This is a genomic window from Amycolatopsis kentuckyensis, assembly GCF_041679295.1.
Classification (GTDB): Bacteria; Actinomycetota; Actinomycetes; order Mycobacteriales; family Pseudonocardiaceae; genus Amycolatopsis; species Amycolatopsis kentuckyensis_A.
The window spans coordinates 661,123-686,773 of the sequence record NZ_JBGDMD010000005.1 but is presented as its reverse complement, the minus strand read 5'-3'; the positions used below and the strand labels follow the sequence as shown (position 1 = coordinate 686,773).

21 protein-coding genes are annotated in these 25,651 nt (G+C 72.8%); 4 read left to right on the top strand and 17 right to left on the bottom strand.

Features of this window, described 5'->3' with window-relative positions; all coding sequences use genetic code 11:
• Nucleotides 1–3 precede the first annotated feature (3 nt).
• The 11 genes from murC to mraZ form a co-directional block, all read right to left on the bottom strand.
• Nucleotides 4–1,392, bottom strand: coding sequence for a UDP-N-acetylmuramate--L-alanine ligase (gene murC, locus ACERZO_RS23990; protein WP_372666959.1), 1,389 nt, complete (start codon nt 1,390–1,392; stop codon nt 4–6).
• Nucleotides 1,385–2,509 carry an undecaprenyldiphospho-muramoylpentapeptide beta-N-acetylglucosaminyltransferase gene (murG, locus tag ACERZO_RS23985; RefSeq protein ID WP_372666958.1) on the bottom strand — a complete coding sequence of 375 codons (1,125 nt, stop codon included), beginning with the start codon at nt 2,507–2,509 and terminating at the stop codon, nt 1,385–1,387. Before murG ends, murC begins: the two co-directional genes overlap by 8 nt.
• Nucleotides 2,506–4,008: a putative lipid II flippase FtsW gene (gene ftsW, locus ACERZO_RS23980; RefSeq protein ID WP_372666957.1), complete on the bottom strand. Its 1,503-nt coding sequence runs from the start codon at nt 4,006–4,008 to the stop codon at nt 2,506–2,508. The genes murG and ftsW overlap by 4 nt, the downstream gene beginning before the upstream one ends.
• The gene (gene murD, locus ACERZO_RS23975; protein WP_372666956.1) at nt 3,995–5,401 is read right to left on the bottom strand and encodes a UDP-N-acetylmuramoyl-L-alanine--D-glutamate ligase; all 1,407 of its coding nucleotides are present in this window, start codon (nt 5,399–5,401) and stop codon (nt 3,995–3,997) included. The genes ftsW and murD overlap by 14 nt, the downstream gene beginning before the upstream one ends.
• A gap of 1 nt (nt 5,402) precedes the next feature.
• The gene (mraY, locus tag ACERZO_RS23970) at nt 5,403–6,485 is read right to left on the bottom strand and encodes a phospho-N-acetylmuramoyl-pentapeptide-transferase (protein ID WP_372666955.1); all 1,083 of its coding nucleotides are present in this window, start codon (nt 6,483–6,485) and stop codon (nt 5,403–5,405) included.
• Entirely contained in the window at nt 6,482–7,984 is a 1,503-nt protein-coding gene (locus tag ACERZO_RS23965) for a UDP-N-acetylmuramoyl-tripeptide--D-alanyl-D-alanine ligase (protein WP_372666954.1), read from the bottom strand. The genes mraY and ACERZO_RS23965 overlap by 4 nt, the downstream gene beginning before the upstream one ends.
• Nucleotides 7,981–9,525, bottom strand: coding sequence for a UDP-N-acetylmuramoyl-L-alanyl-D-glutamate--2,6-diaminopimelate ligase (locus ACERZO_RS23960; protein ID WP_372667222.1), 1,545 nt, complete (start codon nt 9,523–9,525; stop codon nt 7,981–7,983). The genes ACERZO_RS23965 and ACERZO_RS23960 overlap by 4 nt, the downstream gene beginning before the upstream one ends.
• A gap of 227 nt (nt 9,526–9,752) precedes the next feature.
• A complete protein-coding gene (locus ACERZO_RS23955) occupies nt 9,753–11,675 on the bottom strand; it encodes a peptidoglycan D,D-transpeptidase FtsI family protein (protein WP_372666953.1) in 1,923 nt (640 codons plus the stop codon).
• Nucleotides 11,675–12,397 carry a hypothetical protein gene (locus ACERZO_RS23950; protein WP_372666952.1) on the bottom strand — a complete coding sequence of 241 codons (723 nt, stop codon included), beginning with the start codon at nt 12,395–12,397 and terminating at the stop codon, nt 11,675–11,677. Before ACERZO_RS23950 ends, ACERZO_RS23955 begins: the two co-directional genes overlap by 1 nt.
• Nucleotides 12,394–13,347, bottom strand: a complete 954-nt coding sequence (gene rsmH / locus ACERZO_RS23945; RefSeq protein ID WP_372666951.1) for a 16S rRNA (cytosine(1402)-N(4))-methyltransferase RsmH — start codon at nt 13,345–13,347, stop codon at nt 12,394–12,396. The genes ACERZO_RS23950 and rsmH overlap by 4 nt, the downstream gene beginning before the upstream one ends.
• A 207-nt stretch (nt 13,348–13,554) precedes the next feature.
• Nucleotides 13,555–13,986 carry a division/cell wall cluster transcriptional repressor MraZ gene (gene mraZ / locus ACERZO_RS23940; protein WP_086670270.1) on the bottom strand — a complete coding sequence of 144 codons (432 nt, stop codon included), beginning with the start codon at nt 13,984–13,986 and terminating at the stop codon, nt 13,555–13,557.
• A 529-nt stretch (nt 13,987–14,515) separates the two neighbouring features.
• On the opposite strand from mraZ, the gene ACERZO_RS23935 reads away from it, so the two are divergent.
• The gene (locus tag ACERZO_RS23935; protein ID WP_372666950.1) at nt 14,516–15,472 is read left to right on the top strand and encodes a hypothetical protein; all 957 of its coding nucleotides are present in this window, start codon (nt 14,516–14,518) and stop codon (nt 15,470–15,472) included.
• Between the two features lie 66 nt (nt 15,473–15,538).
• Here the strand turns inward: ACERZO_RS23935 and ACERZO_RS23930 are convergent, their stop codons facing one another.
• The 4 genes from ACERZO_RS23930 to ACERZO_RS23915 are packed head-to-tail and all read right to left on the bottom strand — an operon-like array spanning nt 15,539 to nt 17,743.
• Complete coding sequence (locus tag ACERZO_RS23930) at nt 15,539–16,267, bottom strand: ESX secretion-associated protein EspG (RefSeq protein ID WP_372666949.1); 729 nt, start codon at nt 16,265–16,267, stop codon at nt 15,539–15,541.
• Nucleotides 16,264–16,821, bottom strand: coding sequence for a PPE domain-containing protein (locus tag ACERZO_RS23925; RefSeq protein ID WP_372666948.1), 558 nt, complete (start codon nt 16,819–16,821; stop codon nt 16,264–16,266). Before ACERZO_RS23925 ends, ACERZO_RS23930 begins: the two co-directional genes overlap by 4 nt.
• A 12-nt stretch (nt 16,822–16,833) precedes the next feature.
• Complete coding sequence (locus ACERZO_RS23920; protein ID WP_372666947.1) at nt 16,834–17,400, bottom strand: DUF3558 domain-containing protein; 567 nt, start codon at nt 17,398–17,400, stop codon at nt 16,834–16,836.
• Nucleotides 17,393–17,743, bottom strand: coding sequence for a hypothetical protein (locus ACERZO_RS23915; RefSeq protein WP_372666946.1), 351 nt, complete (start codon nt 17,741–17,743; stop codon nt 17,393–17,395). Before ACERZO_RS23915 ends, ACERZO_RS23920 begins: the two co-directional genes overlap by 8 nt.
• A 306-nt stretch (nt 17,744–18,049) precedes the next feature.
• Between ACERZO_RS23915 and ACERZO_RS23910 the strand changes: the two genes are divergently transcribed.
• The 3 genes from ACERZO_RS23910 to ACERZO_RS23900 all read left to right on the top strand — a co-directional run bounded on the left by ACERZO_RS23910 (nt 18,050) and on the right by ACERZO_RS23900 (nt 23,052).
• Nucleotides 18,050–19,120 (top strand): AAA family ATPase, encoded by a 1,071-nt coding sequence (locus ACERZO_RS23910; RefSeq protein ID WP_372666945.1) that lies wholly within the window; start codon nt 18,050–18,052, stop codon nt 19,118–19,120.
• A gap of 28 nt (nt 19,121–19,148) precedes the next feature.
• Nucleotides 19,149–20,423, top strand: coding sequence for a DUF58 domain-containing protein (locus ACERZO_RS23905; RefSeq protein WP_372666944.1), 1,275 nt, complete (start codon nt 19,149–19,151; stop codon nt 20,421–20,423).
• 130 nt (nt 20,424–20,553) lie between these two features.
• On the top strand, nt 20,554–23,052 hold the full coding sequence (locus ACERZO_RS23900) for a transglutaminase family protein (RefSeq protein ID WP_372666943.1): 2,499 nt from the start codon (nt 20,554–20,556) through the stop codon (nt 23,050–23,052).
• Between the two features lie 194 nt (nt 23,053–23,246).
• Here ACERZO_RS23900 and ACERZO_RS23895 read toward each other — a convergent pair whose 3' ends face one another.
• Both ACERZO_RS23895 and dinB read right to left on the bottom strand, forming a co-directional pair.
• Nucleotides 23,247–23,651 (bottom strand): DUF3040 domain-containing protein, encoded by a 405-nt coding sequence (locus ACERZO_RS23895; protein WP_372666942.1) that lies wholly within the window; start codon nt 23,649–23,651, stop codon nt 23,247–23,249.
• 748 nt (nt 23,652–24,399) lie between these two features.
• The gene (gene dinB / locus ACERZO_RS23890; RefSeq protein WP_372667221.1) at nt 24,400–25,614 is read right to left on the bottom strand and encodes a DNA polymerase IV; all 1,215 of its coding nucleotides are present in this window, start codon (nt 25,612–25,614) and stop codon (nt 24,400–24,402) included.
• Between the last annotated feature and the right edge of the window lie 37 nt (nt 25,615–25,651).

Below are 25,651 nucleotides of genomic sequence, written 5' to 3'. Positions count from 1 at the left end.
GGCTCAGCGCTTGTCCAGCTCGGCGAGGATCTCCGGCCCCAGCTGCGTCACGTCCCCCGCGCCCATGGTGACGACGAGGTCGCCCGCGTGAGCGAGGCTCGCCACCAGCGGCGCGGCCACGTCGAACGCCGGCTCGTAGTGCACCGGCGCCGTCACCTGGTCCGCGATCAGCGCGCCCGTGACGCCCGGCTCGGGCTCTTCCCGCGCGCCGTAGACGTCCAGCACGACGACCTCGTCCGCCAACGACAACGCCGTGGCGAACTCCGCCGAGAACATCTTCGTGCGCGAGTACAGGTGCGGCTGGAACACGACGACGACCCGGCCGGACCCGGCCGCGGTCCGCACCGCGCGCAGCTGCGCGGCCACCTCGGTCGGGTGGTGGGCGTAGTCGTCGTAGACGCGGACGTCACCCGCCCGCCCCTTGAACTCGAAGCGACGACGGACGCCGCCGAACGCCGCGAGCCCGTCCGCCAGCTCGGCAGCGGGCGCACCCAGCTCCAGCCCGGCGAGCAGCGCCGCGACGGCGTTCAACGCCATGTGCTCGCCCGGCACCGCGACCCGCACCGACAGCTCCGAGCCGTCCAGCAGCAGCCGCACGACGCCGCCGTCGGGCGCCGGGGTGTAATCGAGGACCCGGGCGTCCGTCGCCGTGCGGCCGTACCGGCGCACGCGCACGCCCTGCTCCTCGGCCTGCGACCCCAGCTCGTCCGCAGCGGGATCGTCAGCGCAGACGATCAGCAGCCCGCCCGGCACGATCCGGCCGACGAACTCGGTGAACACCTTCGTGTAAGCCTCGGCGGTGCCGTGGTGGTCCAGGTGGTCCGGCTCGACGTTCGTCACGACCGCGACCGACGGCGAATACGTCAGGAACGAGCCGTCGCTCTCGTCGGCCTCGGCGACGAAGATGCCGCCCTCGCCGTGGTGGGCGTTGGCGCCGGACTCGTTGAGGTCGCCGCCGATGGCGAACGACGGGTCGAGCCGGCAGTGCTGCAGCGCCACGGTCAGCATCGACGTCGTCGACGTCTTGCCGTGCGTGCCCGCGATGCAGGCGACGCGGTGGCCCGCCATCAGCCCGGCCAGCGCCTGCGCCCGGTGCAGCACCGGGATCCCCGCTTCCCGCGCCGCGACCAGCTCCGGGTTGGTCTCCTTGATCGCCGTCGAAACGACCACCGCGGACGGCGGCTCGGCCAGCGACGAGATGTTCGAGGCCTGCTGGCCGACGAACAGCTCGGCGCCCTGGGCCCGCAGCGACAGCAGCGCGCGCGACTCCTTGGCGTCCGAGCCCGACACGAAAGCCCCGCGCGCCAGCAGGATCCGCGCGATGCCGGACATGCCGGCGCCGCCGATCCCGATCAGGTGCGCCCGGCGCAGCTCTTCAGGCAGTTCAAGCACCGGCGGCCTCCAAAACGATGCGGGCGAGGGTCTCGTCGGCTTCGCGGTGACCCATGCCGACCGCCGCCGCGCCCATCTTCGCGACGCGGTCGGCGTCGGTGACCAGCGGGACGACCAGCTCGGCGACCTTGGCCGGGCTCAGGTCGGGGTCGGCGACCATCAGCGCCGCCCCGGCGTCGACCGCGGGCCGCGCGTTGGTGGCCTGCTCGCCGTTGCCGATCGGCAGCGGGACGAACACCGCGGGCAGCCCGACCGAGGTCACCTCGGCGACCGTCATCGCGCCCGAGCGGCAGATCGCGACGTCGGCCGCCGCGTAGGCCAGGTCCATCCGCTCCAGGTACGGCACCGGCACGTACGCCGGCCGCCCCGGGAACTCCTGCACGACCAGCGTGTTCTTCGGGCCGTGCGCGTGCAGCACGCCGACGCCGGCGTCGGCCAGGTCCTTGGCCGCGCCGGACACCGCGGCGTTGATCGACTGGGCGCCCTGCGAGCCGCCGAACACCAGCAGCGTCGGCGCGTCCGCGTCCAGCCCGAAGTGCTCGCGGGCCTCGGCACGCAACGCGGCGCGGTCGAGCGACGTGATCGAGCGCCGCAACGGGATCCCGACGACCTCGGCCTTCGGCAGCGGCGTCCCCGGGACGGCCACCGCGACGCGGCGCGCGAACCGCGCGCCCACCTTGTTCGCCAGCCCCGGCGACTGGTTGGCCTCGTGCACGACGATCGGGACGCGTCCGCGCGCGGCCAGGTAGGCGGGCAGGGCGACGTAGCCGCCGAAGCCGACGACGACGTCCGCGCCGACCCGCTCCAGCACCTCACGAGTGCGACGGACCGAGTCGCGGACCTTCAGGGGCAGCCGCAGCAGTTCCGGCGTCGGCTTGCGCGGCAGCGGCACCGGCGGGATCAGCTCCAGCTCGTAGCCGCGGGCCGGGACGAGCTTGTTCTCCAGACCGCGCTCGGTGCCCAGCGCCACGACCGTCGCGTCCGGGCGCAGCCGCTTGACGGCGTCGGCCAGGGCGAGGGCGGGTTCGATGTGTCCTGCGGTGCCACCTCCGGCGACCACCACCACGGGCCCTCTGCCCTCGGCGGATCGCTCGGTTCCCTTGACGGGCTTACTCACCAATGACCTCTCCGGTTCGCGGTACTCCGGGTACCACGGCTCGCTGTTGTCCGCGCGGCCCCGCCGCGAGACGTGGCCGTGCTCGTCCGTGCCGCGCTGCGGCGCACCGGTTCGCGGACCGACCTGCGTCGTTCCTGCGCCGGGGCGGGCCGCGCCGCACGGGGCGCGGGCCTGGCCGCCTTCGCCCCGCTGCGCCCCGCCCCCTTGCGCGTGGCGGGCGGGCGGTACGGGTCGGGCGCGGGCAGCCGCAGCAGGCGTCCGAATTTACCCGGCCCCTGTGTGCGCAGTGCGGCCACCGCCTCCGGTTCGTGCCGGGCGGCGTTCGCGAGCACCCCCATGATGAGCATGGTGATCACCAGCGACGTCCCGCCGTAGGAGATCAGCGGCAGCGTGACGCCGGTGACCGGCAGCAGGCCGACGACGTAGCCGATGTTGATGCCGGCCTGGGCCACCAGGAACACCGTCAGCGTGCCGGAGACGATCCGGATCCACGGGTCGATGTTGCGGGTGGCGATCCGCAGGCCCACGATCGCGACCCCGGCGAAGAGGGCGAGCACGACGACGCAGCCGATCAGCCCGAGCTCCTCGCCGATCAGGGCGAAGATGAAGTCGTTCTGCACGTTCGGCAGGTAGCCCCAGTTGGACGCGCCCTGCCCGAGGCCCTTGCCGAAGAAGCCGCCGTCGGCCAGCGCCAGCTTGGCCTGGTTGGCCTGGAAACCCTCGGCGGTCGTGTCGGCGTCCGGCGAGAGGAACGACATGACCCGGGCGAGCCGGTAGGGCGCGATGAGGGCGAGCACGAGCACCCCGGCCAGGCCGCCCGCGAGGATCACGCCGAACAGCCGTTTCGGGGCGCCGGCGAACCACAGCAGGGCGAGCAGGACGACGGCGAGGGTGACCGTGCCGCCGAGGTCGGGCTGCAGCATGACCAGGGCGAACATCAGCAGCGCGATCGGCACGACCGGCACCAGCAGGTGCCGCCACTGGTGGATCACGTTGTACTTGATCACCAGGATGTGCGCGCCCCAGAAGGCCAGCGCGACCTTCGCGGCCTCGACCGGCTGGAAGGTGAAGTCACCGAGCTTGAACCAGCCCTGCGAGCCGTTGACCGTCGAGCCCAGCGGCGTCAGCACCAGGACCAGCAGGCCGAGGCAGATCACCGTCGCGGTGGCCGACATCGCGCGGATCCGCTCCAGCTTGACCCGCAGGCCCAGCCAGAACACGACCGAGCCGATGGCGACGAACACCAGGTGCTTGACGAACAGCGAGTACACCCCGCTGCCGGTCTTCGGGTTGTAGGACGCGACCGACGACGCCGAGAGCACCATGACGGCGCCGATGACGGTGAGCACGCCGGTGAGGGCGAGCACGAGGTGGAACGACGCCAGCGGGCGCGAGAGCCACGCGGTCAGCGCGGTCCGGAACGCGACGAAGCCGCTTTCCTTGCGCTCGCGGCGCGGCCGCTTCGGCGGTGTCTTGGGCTTGGGCTCAGTGACCGTCACTCGGCTCCCCCGCTGCGTCGTCGCGGAGGACGTGCACCGCCGCGGCGAACGCGTCGCCGCGCTCGCCGTAGTTGCGGAACATGTCCAACGACGCCGCGGCGGGTGCCAGCAGCACCACGTCACCTGGCCGGGCCATCGCGCTGGCCGCACTCACCGCCGCAGTCATGGGTTCATGGTCACCCGGACGGAGGCTGTTCACCGGGACATCCGGCGCGTGTCGCGCGACCGCGGCGGCGATCACGGGTGAATCGACGCCGAGTAGCACAACCCCGCGCAGACGGCCTGCGATGCTGCTCACGAGTTCGTCGACCGACGCGCCCTTGAGCTGGCCCCCGGCGATCCACACGATCGACTCGTGGGCCCGCAGCGACCCGGCGGCCGCGTGCGGGTTGGTCGCCTTCGAGTCGTTGACGTACCGGACGCCGCCGACCTCGGCCACCTCGACGGCCCGGTGCGGCGCGGGCTGGTACTCGCGCAGGCCCTTCAGCACGGCCTCCGGCGAGACGCCGTGGGCGCGGGCCAGCGCGGCCGCGGCCAACGCGTTCGAGACGTTGTGCGGGCCGGCCGGGCGGACGTCCGACAGCGTGGCCAGCTCCTCGGCGCTGGTCGCCGGGTCGGCGACGAAAGCGCGGTCGACCAGCAGGTCCTCGACGATCCCCAGCTCACCGGCCCGCGGGGTGTCCAGCCGGAAACCGATGCGGCGGGCGCTCTCCGGCGCGTGCGCCTCGGCGATCCGGGTCGACCACTCGTCGTCGGCGTTGTGCACCGCGACCTTGGCGCGGGTGTAGACGCGCCCCTTCGCGGCGGCGTAGGAGTCCATCGAGCCGTGCCAGTCGATGTGGTCCTCGGCCAGGTTGAGCACCACGGCCGCGTCCGGGGCGAGGGTCGAGGACCAGTGCAGCTGGAAGCTCGACAGCTCGACGGCCAGCACGTCGTAGCCCGCCCGGACCGCGTCGAGCGCCGCGTAGCCGATGTTCCCGCAGGCCACGGCGTTGCTGCCGGCCGCCTTGAGGATCGACTCCAGCATGCCGGCGGTGGTCGTCTTGCCGTTCGTGCCGGTGACCACCAGCCACGCCGGCGGGTGCTCGCGCAGCTGCCCGACCCGCCAGGCCAGCTCGACGTCGCCGATCACCTCGACGCCGGCCTCGGCTGCGGCCACCAGCAGCGGCGACGTCGGCCGCCAGCCGGGGCTGGTGACGACGAGGACGACGTCGGACGGCGGCTCGGTCAGGCCCGGCACCAGCTCGGCGCCCAGGCCCTCCAGCTCGGCCAGGCGTTCGGCGTTGCCGTCGGTGACCGTGACGCGCGCGCCGAGGTCGACCAGCACGGGCACGATCGACTTGCCGGTGACCCCCGCACCGGCGACGAGCACGTGACGACCGGAGATCTCCACGTCAGCCGCCGAAGCCGAGCTGCTCGCTGTAGAACAGGCCCAGGCCGAACATGCAGCAGATCGCCGAGAGCAGCCAGAACCGGATGATGACCGTGGTTTCCGCCCACCCGGCGAGCTCGAAGTGGTGGTGGAACGGGGCCATCCGGAAGAGCCTTCGCCGGGTCGTCCGGAAGACCGCGATCTGCGCGACCACCGAGATCATCTCGACCATGAACAGGCCGCCGATGACGATGGCGAGCAGCTCGGTGCGGGTGGTCATGGACAGGCCGGCGACCAGGCCGCCGAGGGCCAGCGAGCCGGTGTCGCCCATGAAGATCTTCGCCGGGGCCGCGTTCCACCAGAGGAACCCGACGCAGGCGCCGGTGGCCGCCGCGGCGACCACGGCCAGGTCGAGCGGGTCGCGGACGTCGTAGCAGGCGGGCGCCGGGCCGTTGGCGCAGTTGAGGCGCTCCTGCCAGAACGCGATGACGACGTAGGTCGCCAGCACCATCGCCGCCGAGCCGCCGGCCAGGCCGTCGAGGCCGTCGGTGAAGTTCACCGCGTTCGACCAGCCGGAGATCACGATGTAGCAGAAGATCACGAAGAACACCGCGGGGAACGTGATCAGCGCCAGGTCGCGGACGTAGGAGAGGCTCTCCGACGCCGGCGTGATGCCGCGCGAGTCCGCGAAGTTCAGCGCCAGCACCGCGAACGCGACCGTGACGACCAGCTGGCCGACCAGCTTCGCGGTCTTGTTCAGCCCCAGGTTGCGCTGCTTGCGGATCTTGATGAAGTCGTCGAGGAACCCGACGATCCCCAGGCCCACCGCGAGCATCAGGACCAGCAGCCCGGAGGCCGTCGGCGCGCCGCTGCGGGAGTTGAACATCCAGTTGATCAAGTGCGCGGCGAAGTACCCGACGACCATCGCGACGATGATCGCGACCCCGCCCATGGTCGGGGTACCGCGCTTGGACTTGTGTCCCTGCGGGCCTTCCTCGCGGATCTCCTGGCCGAAGCCCTGCCGGGAGAACACCCGGATCAGGTAGGGCGTGAGCAGGATGGAGATCAGCAGGCCCGCCGCGGCCGCGATCAGGATGCTGATCACGCGTCACCACCGTTCGAGCGATTCTCGGAGTTGTCGGTTTCCCGGGGTTCGAGGAGGGCCTCGGCGACCCGCCAGAGGCCGGCGGCCTTGGAGGCCTTCACCAGCACCACGTCCCCCGGGCGGAGCTGATCATGCAGCAGGGCGATCGCGGCCTCGACGTCGGGTACCAGTGCCGACTCCTCGCCCCAGGAACCCTCCTGGTGCGCGCCCTGGTGCATGGCCGCCGCCTCGGGGCCGATCACGACGAGCTTGGCGATGTTGAGCCGGACGACCAGGCGCCCGATCTCGTCGTGCGCGGTCACCGCGTCCGCGCCGAGCTCGCCCATCACGCCGAGCACGGCCCAGGACCGGCGGCCGGAGTCCCGCGTCATCGCCGCGAGGGCCTTCAGGCCGGCCCGCATCGACTCGGGGTTGGCGTTGAAGGAGTCGTTGAGGATCGTGACGCCGTCTTCGCGGGTGACGACCTCCATCCGCCGCGCCGAGCGCCGCTGCACGGCCGACAGCCGCGCGGCGACCTCGTCCGGCGAGGACCCCAGCTCCAGGGCGATCGCGGCGGCCGCGAGGGCGTTGCTCACGTGGTGCTCGCCGTGCAGCGGCAGCGCCACGTCCGCCGCCCCGGCCGGGGTGACCAGCCGGAAGGACGCGCGGGCCTGGTCGTCGAGCGTGATGTTCTCGGCGCGGACCTGCGCGGACGCGCTCTCGCCGAAGAACACCACGCGGGCCTTCGTGCGGCTCGCCATGGCCGCGACCAGCGGGTCGTCGAGGTTGAGCACCGCGACGCCGTCCTCGGGCAGGGCCTCGACCAGCTCGCCCTTGGTCTTCGCGATGCCCTCGCGGGAGCCGAACTCGCCGACGTGCGCGCTGCCGACGTTGAGCACCGCGCCGATCCGCGGCGGGGCGATCTCGGCGAGGTGGGCGATGTGGCCGGGCCCGCGCGCGGACAGCTCCAGCACCAGGTGGCGGGTCTCGGCGTCGGCGCGTAACGCCGTCCACGGGTGGCCCAGCTCGTTGTTGAACGACCCGGGCGGCGCGACCGTCGGCCCCAGCGGCTCCAGCAGCTGCGCGATCAGGTCCTTCGTCGAGGTCTTGCCGGACGAGCCGGTGACGCCCACGACCGTCAGGGTGCCCTCGGCGAGGCGCTGGACGACGAACCGGGCGAGCTTGGCCAGCGCGGCCAGCACGGCGGCGCCGGAGCCGTCCTTGTCGCCGGTCAGCGCGACCGACCGCTCGTGGGCCTCGCCCGCGCCGATCGGCGGGACGACGATCGCGGGGGCGTCGACCTCGCGGGCGGCCAGCACGGCCACCGCGCCGGCCTCGACCGCCTGCGCGGCGAAGTCGTGGCCGTCGACCTTCTCCCCCGGCAGGGCGACGAACAGGCCGCCGGGCGTGAGCTTCCGGGTGTCGAACTCCACGGTGCCGGTCACCTGCGCGCCCGGGTCGGCGCGGTGCAGCCGGCCGCCGACGACGTCGGCGATCTCGGCCAGGCTGAGCACGATCACACACTCACCTCGAGTTTGTTGCGGATGGCCGCGGCCAGCTCGTCGCGGTCGGAGAACGGGTGCACGACACCGCCGGCCTCCTGGCCGGACTCGTGCCCCTTGCCGGCGAGGAAGACGATGTCGCCCGGCCCGGCCAGCGCGACGGCGTGCTCGATGGCTTCGCGGCGGTCGCCGATTTCGATGACTTCGCCGCCTTCGGCGGGCCCGACGGCGCGGGCGCCGGCGAGCATCGCGGCGCGGATCGCCGCGGGGTCTTCGGAGCGCGGGTTGTCGTCGGTGACGATCAGGACCTCGCTGCGCCGGGCCGCCGCCTCGCCCATCATCGGGCGCTTGGCGGTGTCGCGGTCCCCGCCGCAGCCCAGGACGGTGATGATCCGGCCCTCGGCGCGGGCCCGCAGCGCGTCCAGGCCCTGAGCGACCGCGGCCGGCTTGTGGGCGTAGTCGACGACGGCGGTGAACTCCTGGCCGACGTAGACCCGCTCCATCCGGCCCGGGACCTGCACCTCGGCGAGCCCGGTGACGATGTGCTCCAGCGCGATGCCCGCGCTGCCGAGGATGGCGGCGGCGAGCACGGCGTTGGCGACGTTGAACTCGCCGGGCAGCGGGATCCGGGCGGGCGCGCTGACGCCGTCGGGGCCGTGCAGCGTGAACGTCTGCTCGCCGTGCGGGGTGGCCTCGATGTCGGTGGCCTTCCACGCGGCGTCGGTGCCCGGGTCCGTGCTGACGGTGATCGTCCGCGGCGTGAGCAGGGCCTGGCCCCAGGCGCTGTCGACCACGACGACCTCGGTGGTCGAGCGGCCGTCGAACAGCAGCGACTTCGCGGCGAAGTACTCCTGCATGTCCTTGTGGAAGTCCAGGTGGTCCTGGGAGAGGTTGGTGAACGCGCCGACCGCGAACCGGGTGCCGTTGACCCGGCCGAGCGCGAGCGCGTGGCTGGAGACCTCCATCGGCACGTGCGTGACGCCGCGTTCGAGCATCACCGCGAGCAGCGCCTGCAGGTCCGGCGCTTCGGGGGTGGTGAAGCCGCTGACCAGCCGTTCGCCGGCGATCCGGGTCTCGACCGTGCCGATCAGGCCGGTGGTCAGGCCCGCGGCCTGCAGGCCGGCGTCGACCAGGTACGACGTCGTGGTCTTGCCGGACGTGCCGGTGACGCCGAGGACGGCCAGCCGCAGGGAGGGCTCGCCGTAGATCCAGGCGGCGATCTCGCCGAGGGCGGCGCGCGGGTCGGCGTGCACGAGGATCGGGACGCCGGCGTCGCGCAGCGCGGGGCGCTCGGCGCCTTCGGCGTCGGTGAGCACCGCGACGGCCCCGGCCGCGACCGCCTGGTCGCTGAAGTCGGCGCCGTGCGCGCGGGCGCCGGGCAGGGCGGCGAAGAGGTCGCCGGGCAGCACGTGCTGGGCCCGCAGGGTGGTGCCGGTGACGGTGAGGTCGGCGGCGTCGGGCGAGCCGGCGATCAGCCGCGCGTCCGCCCTGGCGAGCAGCGTCGCCAGCGGGACCGGGTCGATGCGCGCCGGGCGGGGCGGTGCGGGGACCGCTTTCACCGGGCTTTCCGGCACCTGGGAACTGGACGAGGACACGGACACGGCCAAGAGGCTACCGGCGGCCGGTTGGGGCACCCGCACGCGGTACGGCGATTGCGCGTGGCTGAGGCACATGTGCTAGGTGACGTCACGCACTCCGTTGCAGCGCAACGCTTTCCGCGTCCGCTGTGCACAGTGGACGCCGAAAAGCCCCCTCACGCAGGTGAGGGGGCCTTCACGGACCGTGCCTACGGGATGATGAGCGGGACTTCCGGCGACGGGCCGTCCGACAGCGGGATCTGGTACCGCTGCGTCAGGTACGACGCGATGGTGTGGAACAGCGGCGCGGCGGAGTGCCCGACCGGCAGCGTCGTGTCCGGCGCGTCCAGCCGGATTCCGACCACGAACCGCGGGTGGTCGGCGGGCAGGATGCCGGCGAAGGTGATGTTGTAGAGGTGGTCGCTGTAGGCCTTCGTCCGCGGGTCGACCTGCTGGCCGGTGCCCGTCTTGCCGGAGATCTGGTAGCCCTCGACCGCGGCCGACGGCGCGGTGCCCTTCTGCAGGCCCTTGCCGTTCTGCGCGACCGCGCGCATCATGTCGCGCACCGTCTTCGCCGTCTGCGGGCTGACCACCTGGACCTGCTTCGGCGCGGGCTCCGGCACGGTCGTCCCGTCCGGGTTCACCTTCGCCTTCACGATCCGGGGTTCGACGCGCAGGCCGTCGTTCGCGATCGCCTGGTACATCCCGGCCATCTGCAGCACGGTCATCGACAGGCCCTGCCCGATCGGCAGGTTGCCGAACGTCGTCGCCGACCACTGGCTGCGCGCCGGCACGACCCCCGCGCTCTCGCCGGGCAGGCCGACGCCGGTGCGCTGGCCCAGACCGAACTTCTTGAGCAGGTCGGCGTAGCGCTCCTCGCCGATCTTCTGCGCCAGCAGCAGCGTCCCGATGTTGGACGACTTGGCGAAGATCCCGGCGGTGGTGAACGTCTGCGTGCCGTGGGTCCAGGCGTCGTGCACGGTCTTGTCGGCCACCTGCAGCGCGCCGGGCACCTGGATCGTCGACTCCGGCGTCGCGATGCCGTAGTCGATCGCCCCGGTGGCGGTGACGACCTTGTTGACCGACCCCGGTTCGAACGGCGTGGTGACCGCCGGGTTGTTGAGGTCGTCGGGGGTCCACGTGCTCTGGTCGTTGGGGTCGAACGTCGTGTCGTTGGCCAGCGCGTAGACCTCGCCGGTCTTGGCGTCGAGGACGACCGCCTGCCCGCCCTTGGCGTGCGACTGCTGGACGTAGTCCGACAGCTGCCGCTGCACCTCGTACTGCAGGTCGGAGTCGATGGTCAGCTCGAGGTCCGACCCCGGCACGGCGGCCTGCAGGTCGCGCTCGGTGCCCGGGATGACGACGTTGTCGCTGCCGTTCTTCGTGTTGACCAGCATCCGGCCCGGCGTGCCCGCGAGGTCGTTGTCGCGCACGAGTTCCAGCCCGACCAGGCCGTGCAGGTTGTGCTTGGACACGTCGGGGTCGTCGGAGCGCCAGTTCGCGGCGCCGACGATGTTGGACGCCAGGCTGCCGCCCGGGTATTCGCGCAGCGCGCGCTTCTCCACCCCGATCCACGGGTAGTTCTTGACGATGCCGGCGGCGACCGACGGCTCGACGTTGTGTTCCAGGTAGGTGAACGACGCCGGCTTGTGGAACAGGTCGAGCAGCTGCTGCTCGGTGAGCTGGTTCGGCACCTTGGCCGCGATGTACTTCGCGGCCGCCGCGGTCTCGCTGTCGAACGTCTTCTTCGTGCCGGGGTTCTTCGCGGCGAAGTCGTCCATGCTCTTGTGGAACGCCTTGAGGTTCACCGAAAGCGAGCGCACCTCGACGCTGAACGCCAGCTTGGCGCCGCTGCGGTCCACAATGGACCCGCGCTGGGCCGGGATGTCGATGGTCTGGGTGCGCTGCCGCTCGGCCGCGGCCGACAGCGCCGCGGCGTCGAACCACTGCACCTGCACCAGTTTCACGCCCGCGACGAGCAGGATCGCGACCAGGATCAGGCGCACGGCGGAGAACCGGCCGCGGTGGCCGCCGTTGCCCCGCCGGGCGGCCGCGCTGCGCGTCCCGGCGGCGTAGGTCCGCCGGGCGCTGCCCCTGGTGCGGGCGCGGGCCTGTCCCCGGCCGGAAGCCATCACTGGCCGGCTCCCGGCTGCGCCGGCGGCTGCGCGTCGGCGGGCACGGCGGGCTGGTCGCCCTCGATCGGCGCGCCCTGCTGCGACTGCGTGCCCGCCGCGGGCGCGGCGGGCGGCGCGACCGGTGCCGCCGGCGTGTCCGCCTTGGCCTTCTTGGGCTCGCCGACGAGCGACGTCTTCCCGTCCGGGCCGACGACGATGCGCGCCGGGTCGCCGCCCGGCACCATGCCCAGCTGCTGGGCCGCGGGGGCCAGCGACGCGGGCGACTCGGCCTTCGCGACGTCGCGCTGCAGCTGTTCCTTCGTCTCGGCCAGGTTCGCGTTCGTGGTGCGCAGCTGCTCGAGCCGGTACGAGTCGGCGATCGCCTGCGTGGTCAGCCACAGCGTGGTCGCCACGCCGGCGGCCAGCAGCGCCATCATCATCAGCACGAACGAGGCGCGCGACTTCGGCAGCCGCAGCTTGAAGCGGGGCTTCGGCTCCGCCGGCTCGGCCTTCGGCCGCGGCCGCGGCTCGCGCTCCTTGAGCAGGTCGGCCCGCTGGGCGCGGCGCGCGTAGGCGCGCTCGGCCGCGGACGTGCGGCCCCGCGACGCGCGGCGCGGCGCGGCCTTGCCCGGCTGGGTGGTCTGCGGGTCCGGCTCGACGGTGGTCGAGGTGCGGGCGGCCTCGCTGCGGCCCCGCGTCGCCGGCGCGGCCGGGCGGCGGGACTTCGCGGGAGCGGTCATCGCGGCTCTCCGATCCTCTCTGCGGCCCGCAGCCGCACCGAGGCGGCGCGCGGGTTCCGTTCGATCTCCTCTTCGCCGGCCTTCTCGGCGCCCCGGGTCAGGAGCTTCAGCTCCGGTCCGTGTCCCGGCAGCTCGACCGGGAGTCCCTCCGGGGTGCGGGACTTCGCGAGCTCGGCCAGCGCCTGCTTGACCAGCCGGTCTTCCAGGGACTGGTAGGACTCGACGACGATCCGCCCGCCCGTTTTCAGGGCCCCCAGCGCGGCCGGCATGGCGCGGCGAAGCACCTCCAGCTCGCCGTTGACCTCGATCCGCAGCGCCTGGAAGGTGCGCTTGGCCGGGTGCCCGCCGGTGCGGCGGGTGGCGGCCGGGACGGCGTCGTAGAGCAGCTCGACCAGGCGCCCGCTGGTCGTGAACGGTTCCTGTTCGCGGGCTTTGACGACGCTCTTGACGATCCGCTGCGCGAAGCGTTCCTCGCCGTAGTCGCGCAGGATCCGGATCAGCTCGCCGGGCGCGTAGGTGTTGAGCACGTCGGCGGCGGTGAACCCGGTGGTCGGGTCCATCCGCATGTCCAGCGGCGAGTCCTTCGAGTAGGCGAAACCGCGCTCGGCGCGGTCCAGCTGCATCGACGAGACGCCGAGGTCGAACAGGATGCCGTCGGCCTTGGCGATGCCCAGCCCGTCGAGGGCTTCCGGGAGTCCGTCGTAGACGGTGTGCACGAAGTCGACGCGGTCGCCGTGCCGGGCGAGGCGCTCTTGTGACTTTTCGAGAGCGGCGGGATCGCGGTCGAGGGCGACGAGGTGCAGCCGCGGGAAGGCGTCGAGGAGGGCGTCGGAATGGCCGCCGAGGCCGACGGTCGCGTCCACGAGGACGCCGTCGCGCTCGGCGAACACGGGAGTGAACAGCTCGACGATACGGTCGAGCAGCACCGGGACGTGCTCGGGTGCCGTCATGTTCCCTCCCCCTTTCTCGCCTGGCCCGGGGGAAATATGGCGGATGCCGTCAGGTCCCTGTCCGCCCGCTGCCGACCTGGTACCGGGGAAGGTGCACCAGGGCTGTTGAGCGGACAGAGGCCTCACGGCATCCGGGTGGGCTTCCCCCGTGGCGCGGGCGGCGAACCCCTCGTCCCCCGACGACGACGGTGCACCGCGACCGCACGTCTAGAAGACGCCCGGCAGTACTTCCTCTCGAGCCTTCGCGTAGCTGTCTTCGTGTTCCTCCAGGTAGCCCTGCCACGCTTGGGCGTCCCAGATCTCCAGCCTGGTGATCGCCCCGATCACCACGCACTCCTTGCTGAGCCCCGCGTAGCGGCGGAGCTCGGGCGCGATGCTGATGCGCCCCTGGCCGTCCGGCCGTTGCTCGTCCGTGCCCGCGAACAGGTAGCGCTGGTAGGCCCGAACCGCCTCGTTGGTGAACGGGGCCTCGGCGACCTTGCGCGCCATCTGCTCGAACTCGGCGCGGGGGAAGACGAAGAGGCAGTGGTCCTGCCCCTTGGTAAGCATCAGCCCACCCGCCAAGGCGTCACGGAACTTCGCGGGCAGCGCGAGCCGCCCTTTGTCGTCCAGCTTCGGGGTGTGGGTGCCGAGAAACACGGCCTCCACCTCCCTACCGCACCCGGTGGCGAACCTCCGTCTGCGGCTCCGGGGCTTCCCTTCCGCCCCACTGGCCACCACCGTACCCCACTTTTCACCACAGTCAACGCGTGAAACCGGCGGCTCACTCCGTCGTGTGTTCTGTTTGCGCAGGTCAGCAGGGTGGGGGCAGGTGGGGGGTGCTGTGGGGGACGGTGGCCAAGATCCCCCTTGCCGGGGGCCGGAGCAACCTCAGCTGTATGCCGTGCGTCCGCATAACGGCCGCGAAAGAACCCTGGGGGCTCCGGTGGGGACCGGTGGGGGCCCCGGGGTGGGGGCCAGTGGGGACACGGGTGGGGCTCGGTGGGGACCGTCGGCCGCCCCCAAGTGTCTTGAATGAGTCATTCAGGTCTTCAGAGGTCCTGAATGACTCATTCAAGGCATGGGACATGGTCCGCGAGTTGTCCACAGTCACCCGATATAACCGTCAGTAGTCCACAGATCACGGAGGGGCCTTCCGTTCGGCAGTTCCCGCCGCGACGATCGAGGCGTGGTCAGACGGACGTGGGCGCGTGACGCCGAGGCTCTTTTCGCCGCCAGCAGGCTGGGTGTCATCACCGTGGCGCACCTGGAGTCGCTCGGCGTACCGCAGCGCACCAGCTACCGACGCTGCCTACCCGGCCGGCCGTGGCAACGGCTCCTGCCCGGCGTGGTCCTGCTGCGCAGCGGCGAGCCGACTCGCCGGCAACTGCTCGAAGGAGCTCTCCTCTACGGCGGGGAGGAGGCCGTGATCACGGGTTTGGAGTCGTGCCGGCACCAAGGGCTCCGTCGTCCCGCGAAACCCGGTGACCCGATCCATCTTCTGCTGCCCGCCCACCTCAAGGTCATGAGCAGTGGATACGTTCTCGTCGAACGGACGACCCGGATGCCCGTCGCGGTTCCCGTGGACGGCTTGCCCTGCGCCCCGGCGGTCCGGTCGGTACTCGACGCATGCCGGCGGTTGACCGTGCCGGGCGATGTCCGGGCCCTGCTCGCCGAAGCGGTCCAGCAGCTGAAGGTCGCCCCGGTGGACCTGTCGACCGAGCTGGAGAACGGGAGTTCCCGCGGCAGTGCCCTGTCTCGTGCGGCGCTGCGGGAGATCGCCGCGGGCGCCCGGTCGGCCGCCGAGGCTGATGCCATGGCTTTGGTCCGCCGCTCGGGGCTCCCGCAGCCGGTCTGGAATCTCGAGCTGCGCGACGAACGGGGCCGGTACGTCGCCACTCCGGACGCGTGGTGGGACGAAGTCGCCCTCGCCTGGGAGATCGACTCCTACGAGTTCCACTTCGGACAACCCGGTTACGCCGCGACACTGGCGCGCAACAACCGCTACGCCGCGGCCGGCGTCGCGGTGGTGCAGACGGTGCCCAGCCGGCTCCGCGCTGAGCCGGCCGCGGTCGTCGCCGAACTGGTCGATGCATACCGCGCCTCGTCGATCCGCCCCCGTCCCTCGGTCCGGTTGGCGTCTTGAATGACTCATTCAGGTCTCCGGTGGTCCTGAATGAGTCATTCAAGACCACCTGCGGCAGCGGGCGGGTCAGTCGTCGGGCGCCACCACCGCGGCGATGCGCGCGGCCAACCGGGCGCTGTCGACCGGGCTCACGGTGACCCACTCCTGCCCACCCCGCCCCGCGGTCTTCGTCGCGCAGTAAGCACCCACGTCGGTGTCGAACCAAGTCAACCCGCCCACCCGCTCGACCCGCCCCGACGCCGCCCGCCGGCTCACGCTGAACTGCCCCGCCGCGTAAACCGGCCGCGCCTGGATCGCCAGCACCTCCTGCAACTGCGCCGCAGCCGCCCCCGAAGCCGCGCCGGGGTCCGTCAACGCCGAAGCCGACAGGTTGATCCCGTATCCCGGCCCGGCCGTCAACTCCGGCAACACGTCCACGATCGCCGAACACAACTCGCCCGCGCCGATCGAATCCAGCGCGATCGTCTGCTCCGGCTGGGTCGCCAGCACCCCGCGTCGGCCACAAACCGCCGTCACCGCGCGGAACGGCAAGTCCGACGTCATGTCCGCCAGTGCTTCGCACGCCACGTACACCTCGCCGCCCGCGAGGACCTCCAACCGCGCCGCCAGCGCCGGCTCGAGGCGGGATCCGTCGTACAACCCGCGGCCGGCCAGGTTCTCGTACACCGCCTTCCGCACCTCGGCGCGCTCCTCCTCCGTGCCGCCGACGCTGCGCACCGTCAGCGGCTCCGGCGGGCGGTCGTGGCCGAGGTCCGTCCAGAGGATGTCGAACGCCGACGCCGAGACGCGGATCAAGCCGGCCCCAGCGTCGGTGGATCCTCGAAGTCCGCGGCCGGCACGTGGCCGCGCAACGCCGCGTCGCGCGTTCGCAGGACGTCGATCGCCTTCTGGCGCGCCGCTTCCGCCTCCGCTCGGCGGGCCGCCATCTCGTCGGCCAGCCCGGCCAGGACCAGCACGTTCCCGGACGACGCCGCGTCCCGGATCATCGACGCCGGGTCGTAGACCACCGGCGGCGGCATGTCGGCGCGGGCGCGCGCGGCCGCGTCCGCCTGGGCGCCGACCGCGCTGCCGACCGACGCCGAGACCGCGGCCGAATGCGACAGCCACCGCGCGGCCCGGCCCAGCGCCGCCCGCGCCGCGTCGCCCGCCTGGCCACGCCAGTTCTCCTCCGAAGACGCGACCAGCGCGGCGAGGTCGGCGGTCGACTCGTGCAGCCGCTTCGCCAGCCCGTCCCAGCGCGCGCCCGCCTCGCCCGCGGCGACCGGGTCGTTGTCCCGCTCGACCTCGGCGGCCATGGCCTCGTGGCTGTAGGACTCGTACCGCGCGGTCGGAACGGGGGGTTCGGGCACGGCGCACCTTCCTCAGGGCAGCTTCGGTTCGACCAGCCCGGCCACCGTGCCCGCGCGGCGGCACGCGAGCGGGGTGTCCGAGAAGCCGGTGTTGCTGACGTCGATCTGGACGCTGGCCGCGTCCCCCACCCCGAGCAGCACGGCGCAGGTGCCGTCGGCGGCCTTCTTGTCCGCCACCTGCAGCGCCGGGTGGACGCCGACCTTGGTCTTCGTGGCCGTCTTCTTCGCGACCTCGAGGTCGGCCAGGCCGTCGGTGTCGCTGAGGGTCACGGTGACGCCGAACGTGCCGGGCACGCTCCAGTCGCACGCGCGGGCGCCGGCGATCTCCTTCGGCTTGCCGATGACGCCGATCCCCGCGGCCGAACGGTCCTGCGGGGAGAGCAACGCGCAGGGATCCATCGCGGCGAGACCGGTCCAGGCCACGGGCGGGGGTTCGGCGGCGGCGGAAGCGGAAGCCGACGTGTGCCCGGCGGTGGCAGGCTGGGCGGGCTGCTGCCCGCACGCGGCGAGCGGGAGCAGCAGAGCGAGCGCCCACCACCGGCGCGGCCCGGCCTTCTTCTCGTGCACCCGGTCAGCCACCCGTGCAGTCCACCCCGTCCGCCGCCTGCTCGTCGGCGTGCTGGTACTTCGCGAGCGCCTCGCCGATCCGGTGCTTCAGCGTGTCGAGCTCCTTGCCGAACGCCGTCAGCTGCTGGACGGCCGAACCCCGCCCGCCGATGCCGTACTCGGCCATGAACTTGCCGATCTCCCCCGCGTACCCGCCGCCGAGCGGCACCGTCCGGCCGAGCACCTTGGCCTCCCGGACCATCTCGCCGACGACGTCCTGCAGCTGGCCGAGCTTCGTGTAGGCGTCCGTGGCCAGCTCGGGCGCGACCGCGAAGCCGCGCAGGTCGAACGGCGGCTGCGTCCGGACCTCGCTCATGAGCGATCACGCCTCTCCGTAGCCGGGCGAACTCGTATCGGAGCATAGAACAGCGCGGGGTGTCAGCGGGAGCGCCCAGAATCGGGTGACAACACACCCGTTCGGGGTATCGTCCCTGCTTGCGCAGTGTCATCGACCGTCGTGCCGGGCGTGATCGCCGGGGCTTCGCGGGGTTCCGCCCCCAGGTTCGCCCGGGTTTGACACACTGGATGGAAGGCTGGTCGCTGCGCGCGGACAGCAGCGATGGGGGCCGTTCGGCCCGGCGGTGCGCACAGTGCGCGCGGCCATGCGCCACCAGGAGGTCGAGTGACGTCGAGAATCCAGTCTGCGGCGCCCGGATCGGGCGAGCAGGCATCCGGGCGGCCGCCTTATCCGGCGGAGTCCACGGGCAACGGCCGGGCCCCCGGCCGCCCCGCCAGAGTGTCGCTGGACGAACTGCACGAGACCGCGCGGCGGATCGCCGCCAACGTCGAGCGGGTCCTGGTCGGCAAGCCCGACGTCATCCGGATCGCGCTGGTCACGCTGCTCGCCGAAGGCCACCTCCTGGTCGAGGACGTGCCCGGCGTCGGCAAGACGTCGCTGGCGAAGGCCCTCGCCCGGTCGATCGACTGCACGGTCAGCCGCATCCAGTTCACCCCGGACCTGCTGCCCAGCGACGTCACCGGCGTCTCCATCTACAACCGGCAGAGCGGCGAGTTCGAGTTCCGGCCCGGCCCGGTGTTCGCGAACATCGTGGTGGGCGACGAAATCAACCGCGCCTCGCCGAAGACGCAGTCGGCGCTGCTCGAGTGCATGGAAGAGCACCAGGTCACCGTCGACACCGCGACCTACCACCTCGAAGAGCCGTTCATGGTGATCGCCACCCAGAACCCGATCGAGATGGAAGGCACCTACGCCCTGCCCGAGGCCCAGCGCGACCGGTTCACCGCGCGGGTCTCCATCGGCTACCCCGACCAGCAGGCCGAACTGGCCATGGTCGACGAGCACGCCGGCCACAACCCGATGGACGACCTGCAGCCGGTTTCCGACGGCGCGACCGTGCACCGGCTGATCGAGACCGTCCGCGGCGTGCACATCGCGCCGGAGGTCCGCCGCTACGCCGTCGACGTCGTCGCGGCCACCCGCCAGGTCCCGGAGATCCGGCTCGGCGCGTCCCCGCGCGCGACGCTGCACTTCGTCCGCGCGGCGCGGGCGCAGGCGGCGCTGTCCGGGCGCGACTACGTCGTGCCGGACGACCTGCACACGGTCGCGGTGCCGGTGCTCGCGCACCGCCTGGTGCTGACCACCGAGGCCCACGCGGCGCGCCGGTCGGCGACCGACGTCGTGCGGGCGGTGCTGCACCGCGTGCCGGTGCCGCAGGGCTCCCGGTCCCAGTAGACGCACCGGCGAAGGGGAGAACAACGACGTGCTGCGTGCCCTGTCCGGCCTGACCACCCGCGGCCGCTGCCTGCTGGCCGCGGGGCTGGCGGCCGCGGTGTGCTCGTTCGTGCTCAACGAACGCGACCTGCTGCGGGTCGCCGTCTTCGTGGTGGCGCTGCCGCTGCTGGTCGCCGTGTTCATCTCGGCGACGCGGCTGCGCATCGGCGCCACCCGCGCGCTGCACCCCCAGCGGGTCGCGGTCGGCGGCAACGGCGAAGTGCAGCTGGAACTGTGGCGCAGCGGGCGGCTGCCGGCCGGCGAGATCCTGCTGGAAGACGGCGTGCCGTACGCGCTGGGCTCGCGGCCGCGGTTCGTCGTCGAACGCCTCCCCCACGACCGGAAGGTCGCGCTGCGCTACCCGCTGCAGCCGGTGCTGCGCGGGATCCAGCAGGTCGGGCCGCTGCGCGCGACCATCACCGACCCGTTCGGGCTGTGCGAGTTCGAGCGCGAGCTGATCGGGCACTCACGGCTGGTCGTCGTGCCCCGGGTGGTCCCGCTGTGGGGCCTGCCGAGCGGCGCGGGCATCGGCGTCGGCGACGACGGCACGGTCCGGCTGCACGCCGGGCAGGGCGAGGCCGACGTGATCGTCCGCCAGTACCGCCAGGGCGACGACCTGCGCAAGGTGCACTGGCGCTCGACGGCCCGCCGCGACGAGATCATGGTCCGCGTCGAGGAACGGCCGTGGCGCGGCGGCACGACGGTGCTGCTCGACCACCGCGCGGCCGCGCACCACGGCAGCGGTCCCGCGGCGAGCTTGGAGTGGGCGGTGTCGTTCGCGGCGTCGGCCGCGGTGCACCTGCGCCGGTCCGGGCACCGCGTCCGGCTGGTCAGCGAGCACGGCGTGACGCTGGCGGACACCCCGGGCGAGGGCGGCGACCACTACGACAACGTGGTGCTCGACGCGCTGGCGGCGCTGCAGCCGGCGCACCAGCGCGACATCACGCTGGCCGGCGACCCGGGCGAAGGGCAGGAGCTGATCGCCGTGCTCGGCACGGTCAGCACGGAAGCGGTGCACGAGCTGGCCCAGTACCGCCCACGGGGGATCCGGAGTCTCGCGGTCCTGCTGGACACGCCGACGTGGTCGGCGGGGGTGAGCGCCCCGGAGCAGCGCGCGGCGGCGACCGAGGACTCGGCGGCGCTGCTGCGCGCGGCCGGCTGGGGCGTGGTGATCGCGGGACCGGGCTCGCCGATGCCCCAGGTGTGGGCGGAGCTGTGCCGCAGCGGCGCCCGCCGCGGCACGCTGATCGGCGGTCCGCGATGAGCACCGTCGTAGAGCCGAGCACGCCTCGCCACCACAGCCCGCTCACCGAGCCGCGGTCCGCGATGAGCACCGTCGAGCCGGCCGCCAGGCGCCATCCAGCCAATCCCTTCTCGCCGATCGGCGGTTCGCGATGAGCACCACCGCCCCGCCGCGGCCGTCCGGTTCCGCCGCGACCCCGCCTCGGCGTCCCGCTTCGCAGCACCCCCTCTCCGCCTGGCGCGGCAGCCTGCTCGCGCCCGCCGCCGCCGGGATCGCCACCCTCTGCGCCGCCACCTCTGTCACCAGCGTCGTCTCCGGGCTCGCCTGGTTCGGCTACCTGTTCGTCGCCGTGCTGCTGATCGCCGCCACCGGGCTCGCGCTGCGCTCGCTGCAGGTGCCGACCGTGCTCGTCGGCCTCGGGCAGCTCGTCGTCCTGCTCTTCCTCATCACCGGTGCCTTCACCACGCACGGCATCCTGCAGGTCATCCCCGGTCCGGAAGCGTTCGGCGAGATCGGCAACACGCTGTCGGCCGCCGCCGAGCAGATCCGCGTCGGGCTGCCGCCCGTCGAAGGCAGCCAGCCGATCCTGTGCCTCGTGACGATCCTGATCGGCCTGGTCGCCGTCCTGGTCGACACGCTGACCGTCGCCGCCGCGGCGCCCGCCGCCACCGGGCTCGTCCTGCTCTGCGTCTACGCCGTACCGGCCGCCCTCTCCGAAGAAATGCTGCCGTGGTGGACGTTCCTGCTCGGCGGCGCCGCGTTCGCCGGCCTGCTCGCCGTCGACGGCAACCACCGGCACCGCCGCTGGCGGACCCGGGAAGCACCCGGGCGCAGCGGCAAGCCGGGCGTGCTGTCCGCGCCCGTCGCGGTCGTGGCCGCGGCGATCGTGCTCGGCCTGTTCGGCGGGGCGATCACGTGGGTCGGCACGGTCGGGCGGATCCCGTTCGGCAACGGCGGCGACGGCCCCGGCGCCGGCGCCGGCGGCTTCGGCATCCAGCCGTTCACCGAGCTGCGCGGCATGCTCGACCAGGGCGCCAACCGCGAGCTGTTCAAGGTCCGCGGCCTCGGCACCGACCGGCGGCTGCTGCGCGCGATGACGCTGGACACCTACTACCCCAACAAGGGCTGGGGCCTGCACGACGAAGGCCGTTCGCAGCAGGGCGTCCCGGTCGGGCCGCAGCTGCCGCCCGCGCCGGGCGACGACGGCAGCGGCGCCGCGCGGCGGATCGACGTCGAACCGGCGAGCTGGCGCGACAACTGGCTGCCGGTCTACGGCGCGCCGCGGGTGATCGACGGCGCCGCCAACGGCTACCTCTACGACCAGGTCAGCGGCACGGTCTTCACCACGCGCAGCGAGGTCCCGCCCGCCTACACCGAATACGCGTCGCTGAAGGAGCCCACGGCCCAGGAGCTGCGCGTGACCCCGCGCGTCGACGACCTGCCGCCGCGCTACACGCAGCTCGACCGCGTCGACGACCGCGTCCGCGCGAAGACCCAGCAGCTGATCGCGAACGAGTCCAACGACTTCGACCGCGCGTCGGCGATCTGGCGCTACTTCACGGCGCAGAACGGGTTCGTCTACGACACGAAAACCGCGCCGGCGAACGACTCCGACGCGCTCGCCGACTTCATCCTCAACGGCAAACGCGGCTTCTGCGAGCAGTTCGCGTCGGCGATGGCCGTGATGCTGCGGGTGGCGGGCATCCCGTCGCGGGTGGCGATCGGGTTCACGCCGGGCGTGCAGGTCAACGACTACCTGTCGATCACCACGCAGGACGCGCACGCGTGGGTCGAGGCGTACTTCGGCGACAAGGGCTGGGTGACGTTCGACCCGACGCCGCTGTCCGACGGCCGCGGCATCACCCCGTCGTACCTGCAGGCCGGCACCCAGGACGGCAACCAGCCCGACGACACGCAGGTGGCGCCGAGCACGGTCCAGTCGAGCGCGGCGCCGACCGGCGCGCCCCGCGACACCGAGCAGAACCAGCAGGCGCAGGGCCCGCAGGACACCGACGAGGGCACGCCGGCCGCGGTGTGGGTGCTCGTGGGCGTGCTGGTCGCGCTCGCGCTGGTGGCGACGGTCCTGGTGGTCGTCGGCGGGCGTCGCCGACGGCCGGACCGCGAGCCCGCGGCGTCCGGGTTGGGTGCGGTGCTCAAGAACTGGCTGCCGCTGATCGCGGCCGCGTTGTGGGTGGCGGTGCTGGGCGTGCTGACCTGGCTGGTGGCCTGGTGGTTCAGCCTCATCGTGGTGCTGCTGCTGGCGGGTCTGCTGGGCCCGTCGGCCGCGCGCGACGTCGGACGGCGCCGCCGGCTGCAGGAGATCGTCTCGCAGCGCCCGGGTGCGGCCGACGCGGCGTGGTCCGAGCTGCGGGCCGAGTGCGCCGACCGCGGGTTGCCGATCCCGCCGAGCGACACGGTCCGCGTGGCGGGCCAGAAGCTGGCGGCGAAGCACCACCTGGACGACGAAGGCCGCGACGGTCTCCGCACGGTGATCGGCGTGGTCGAGAAGTCCTGGTACGGCGAGGACGGCCAGGGAGACCCGACGCTGCCGTCGGCGTTCGACCACCTGCGGCGAAGCCTGCACCGGAACGCGCCGCTGTCGTGGAAGGGCCGGCTGTTCCCGAAGTCCCTGTTCCGCGGCCGCGACTGACATCGGCCGATCGTTGTAGTGAATGACTCATTCCTGTCGCCTGACGACAGGAATGAGTCATTCACGTCGTCGGCGCCGCGACTGGGTCACCCGGCCGGGGGTCACCCGTTGTCACCGCGGGCGTGGCTGTCGACTTGAGCACACAAGAAGATCCGCGTCCCGGCCGGGACGCGGATCTCTTTGGTCTTGCGGCGCTACTGCTCCTCGAAGCGCTGGCGGAAGCGCTCTTCCATCCGCTGGGTGAACGAGCTCCGGCGGCCCGACTGCTTGGCCCCGCGAGATCCCGATCCACCGCCCTTGCCGTCCCCGTCGGCGCCGTGCCGAATCGATGTGACGGCCAACATGACCCCGAAGAACATCACGAGGAACCCGAGCACGCTGATCAGCGGGATGTCGGCCACCCGGAACTGCGGCACCACCACGCCCAGCACCAGCAGGGCCACGCCCACTACGAACAGGGCGATGCCCTGGATACGCCGTCGGCGAGCGGGGCGACGCAACCGGGTGCCACGCACCGTGGATGCGAACTTGGGGTCCTCGGCATAGAGCTCGCGCTCGATTTGATCGAGCAGCCGCTGCTCATGCTCGGAGAGTGGCATCTTTCCTCCTCCGGCACAGCTGTCGCGGGCGCCGGGCCGCGCAACGTCCTGGACCCAACAGCCAACCCCAGGCGGGGTGGCACTGTCCAGGATACGAGGCCCGCGCCCGGACGACTACCCGATCCCGCATCCAGAAGGGATCGAATTGGGCTAAATCCTTCCGGATCGGGGTTGCGGACGGTCACCGTCGCGGGTTGTGACCGATTTACGGGGTGAGCGGCGATGTGGGGGACGGCTGCCGAGGGTGAAGATCACTGCCTGTGCACGGCGCGGCGCGGGCGCGGTGGCGGCGGTTGCCGCGGGAACGGAGGGGCGCTCCGGCGGGCTCGGCGCAGCGAGGTCGGCAGCGGCGAGTTGCGGGGAATGTGGGTGAATCGGTGCGGGATAGGGAGGGGCGGGGGTCGGGCACGCCAGGCCGGCGCGAGGCACCGGATCCAGGCTCGCCAAGCCAACCCCAGGCACCGGATCCAGGCACGCCAAGCCAACCCCAGGCACCGGATCCAGGCACGCCAAGCCAACCCCAGGCACCGGATCCAGGCACGCCAAGCCAACCCCAGGCACCGGATCCAGCCTCGCCAAACCGACCCGAGGCGCGGGCTGGGCGCCGCGCTCGCCGCCGAGGCGGCTGCCGTGCGAGCCGCCAGCCGCCGCCCGCCCGCCTGGGCCGCGAAAGATCTGCCGGACCCTCCGCCTGGAGCGCGAAGGCAGCCCCACCCATACCGCCAGCCTGGCCGGGCCCGGAAGAGCCTCACCCCTCCCGCGGCCCGAGCAGCGAAGCCGGCCGAACAGCCGCCGACCCGTACTTCGACCTCGCCACGTCCGCCGCCACCTCCGCGTCCCTCCACCTGGGTGCCGGGGAGTCGAACACCAGCTGCTCCCCCGCCTCCCCCGTGTCGAGCCCCTCGACACGTACCCCGATCAACCGGACCGCCCCCGTCGGGGCGTGCTCCGTGAGCAACGACACCGCCACCGCGTGGATCTCCCTCGCCACGTCCGTGGCCGACACCAGCGTCCGGGCCCGCGTGATCGTGTGGAAGTCCGCGAACCGCACCTTGATCGAGACCGTCCGCCCGCGCACCCCGCGCTCCCGCAGCGTCGCCCCCACTCGCTCGGACAGCCGTAGCAGCTCCAGCCCCAGCGCTCCGCGGTCGTGGCGGTCCACGTCGAACGTGTGCTCCGCGCCGATCGACTTCTCCGGGGAATCCACCACCACCGCGCGCTCGTCGATGCCGTGGGCCAGCCGGTACAGGTGCTCGCCCACCGCCGCCCCCAGCGACTTCCGCAGGCGGTCCGGGGGGAACGCCGCCACGTCCGCGATCGTGTCCAGCCCCAGCCGGCGCAGGCTCTCCTCCGTGCGCGCGCCCACTCCCCACAGCGCCGACACCGGCAGCGGGTGCAGGAACGCCAGCGTCTCCGCCGCCGGCACCACCACCATGCCGTCCGGCTTCGCCATCCCCGACGCCAGCTTCGCGACGAACTTGACCTTCGCCACCCCGACCGAGCACGTGATCCCGTGCTCCGCCGCCACCCGGGAACGGATCTCCGCGCCCAGCGCCGCCGGCGTCGCCCCCAAGCGCCGCAACGCTCCGCTGACGTCCAGGAACGCCTCGTCCAGGCTCAACGGCTCGACCAGCGGCGTCAGCTCGCGGAAGATCCCCATCACCCCGCGGGAGACCTCGCTGTAGAGCCCGCCGGTCGGCGGGATGTTGATCAGGTGCGGGCACAGCCGCTTCGCCGTCGAGAACGGCATCGCCGAGCGCACGCCGAACTTCCGCGCCGGGTAGTTGGCCGCCGCCACGACCGCGCGTGGCCCTCCGCCGGACACCACGACCGGCTTGTCCGCCAGCTCGGGCCGGGTGCGCAGCTCGACCGACACGAAGAACGCGTCCATGTCGACGTGCAGCATCCCGCACCCGGTGTCGTCCGGCGGCGGTTCCCCCGGCCGGATCCGGAACCGGGCCATCCCGCCCGGCAACTCAGCATTTCGCCCCACGTCGAGG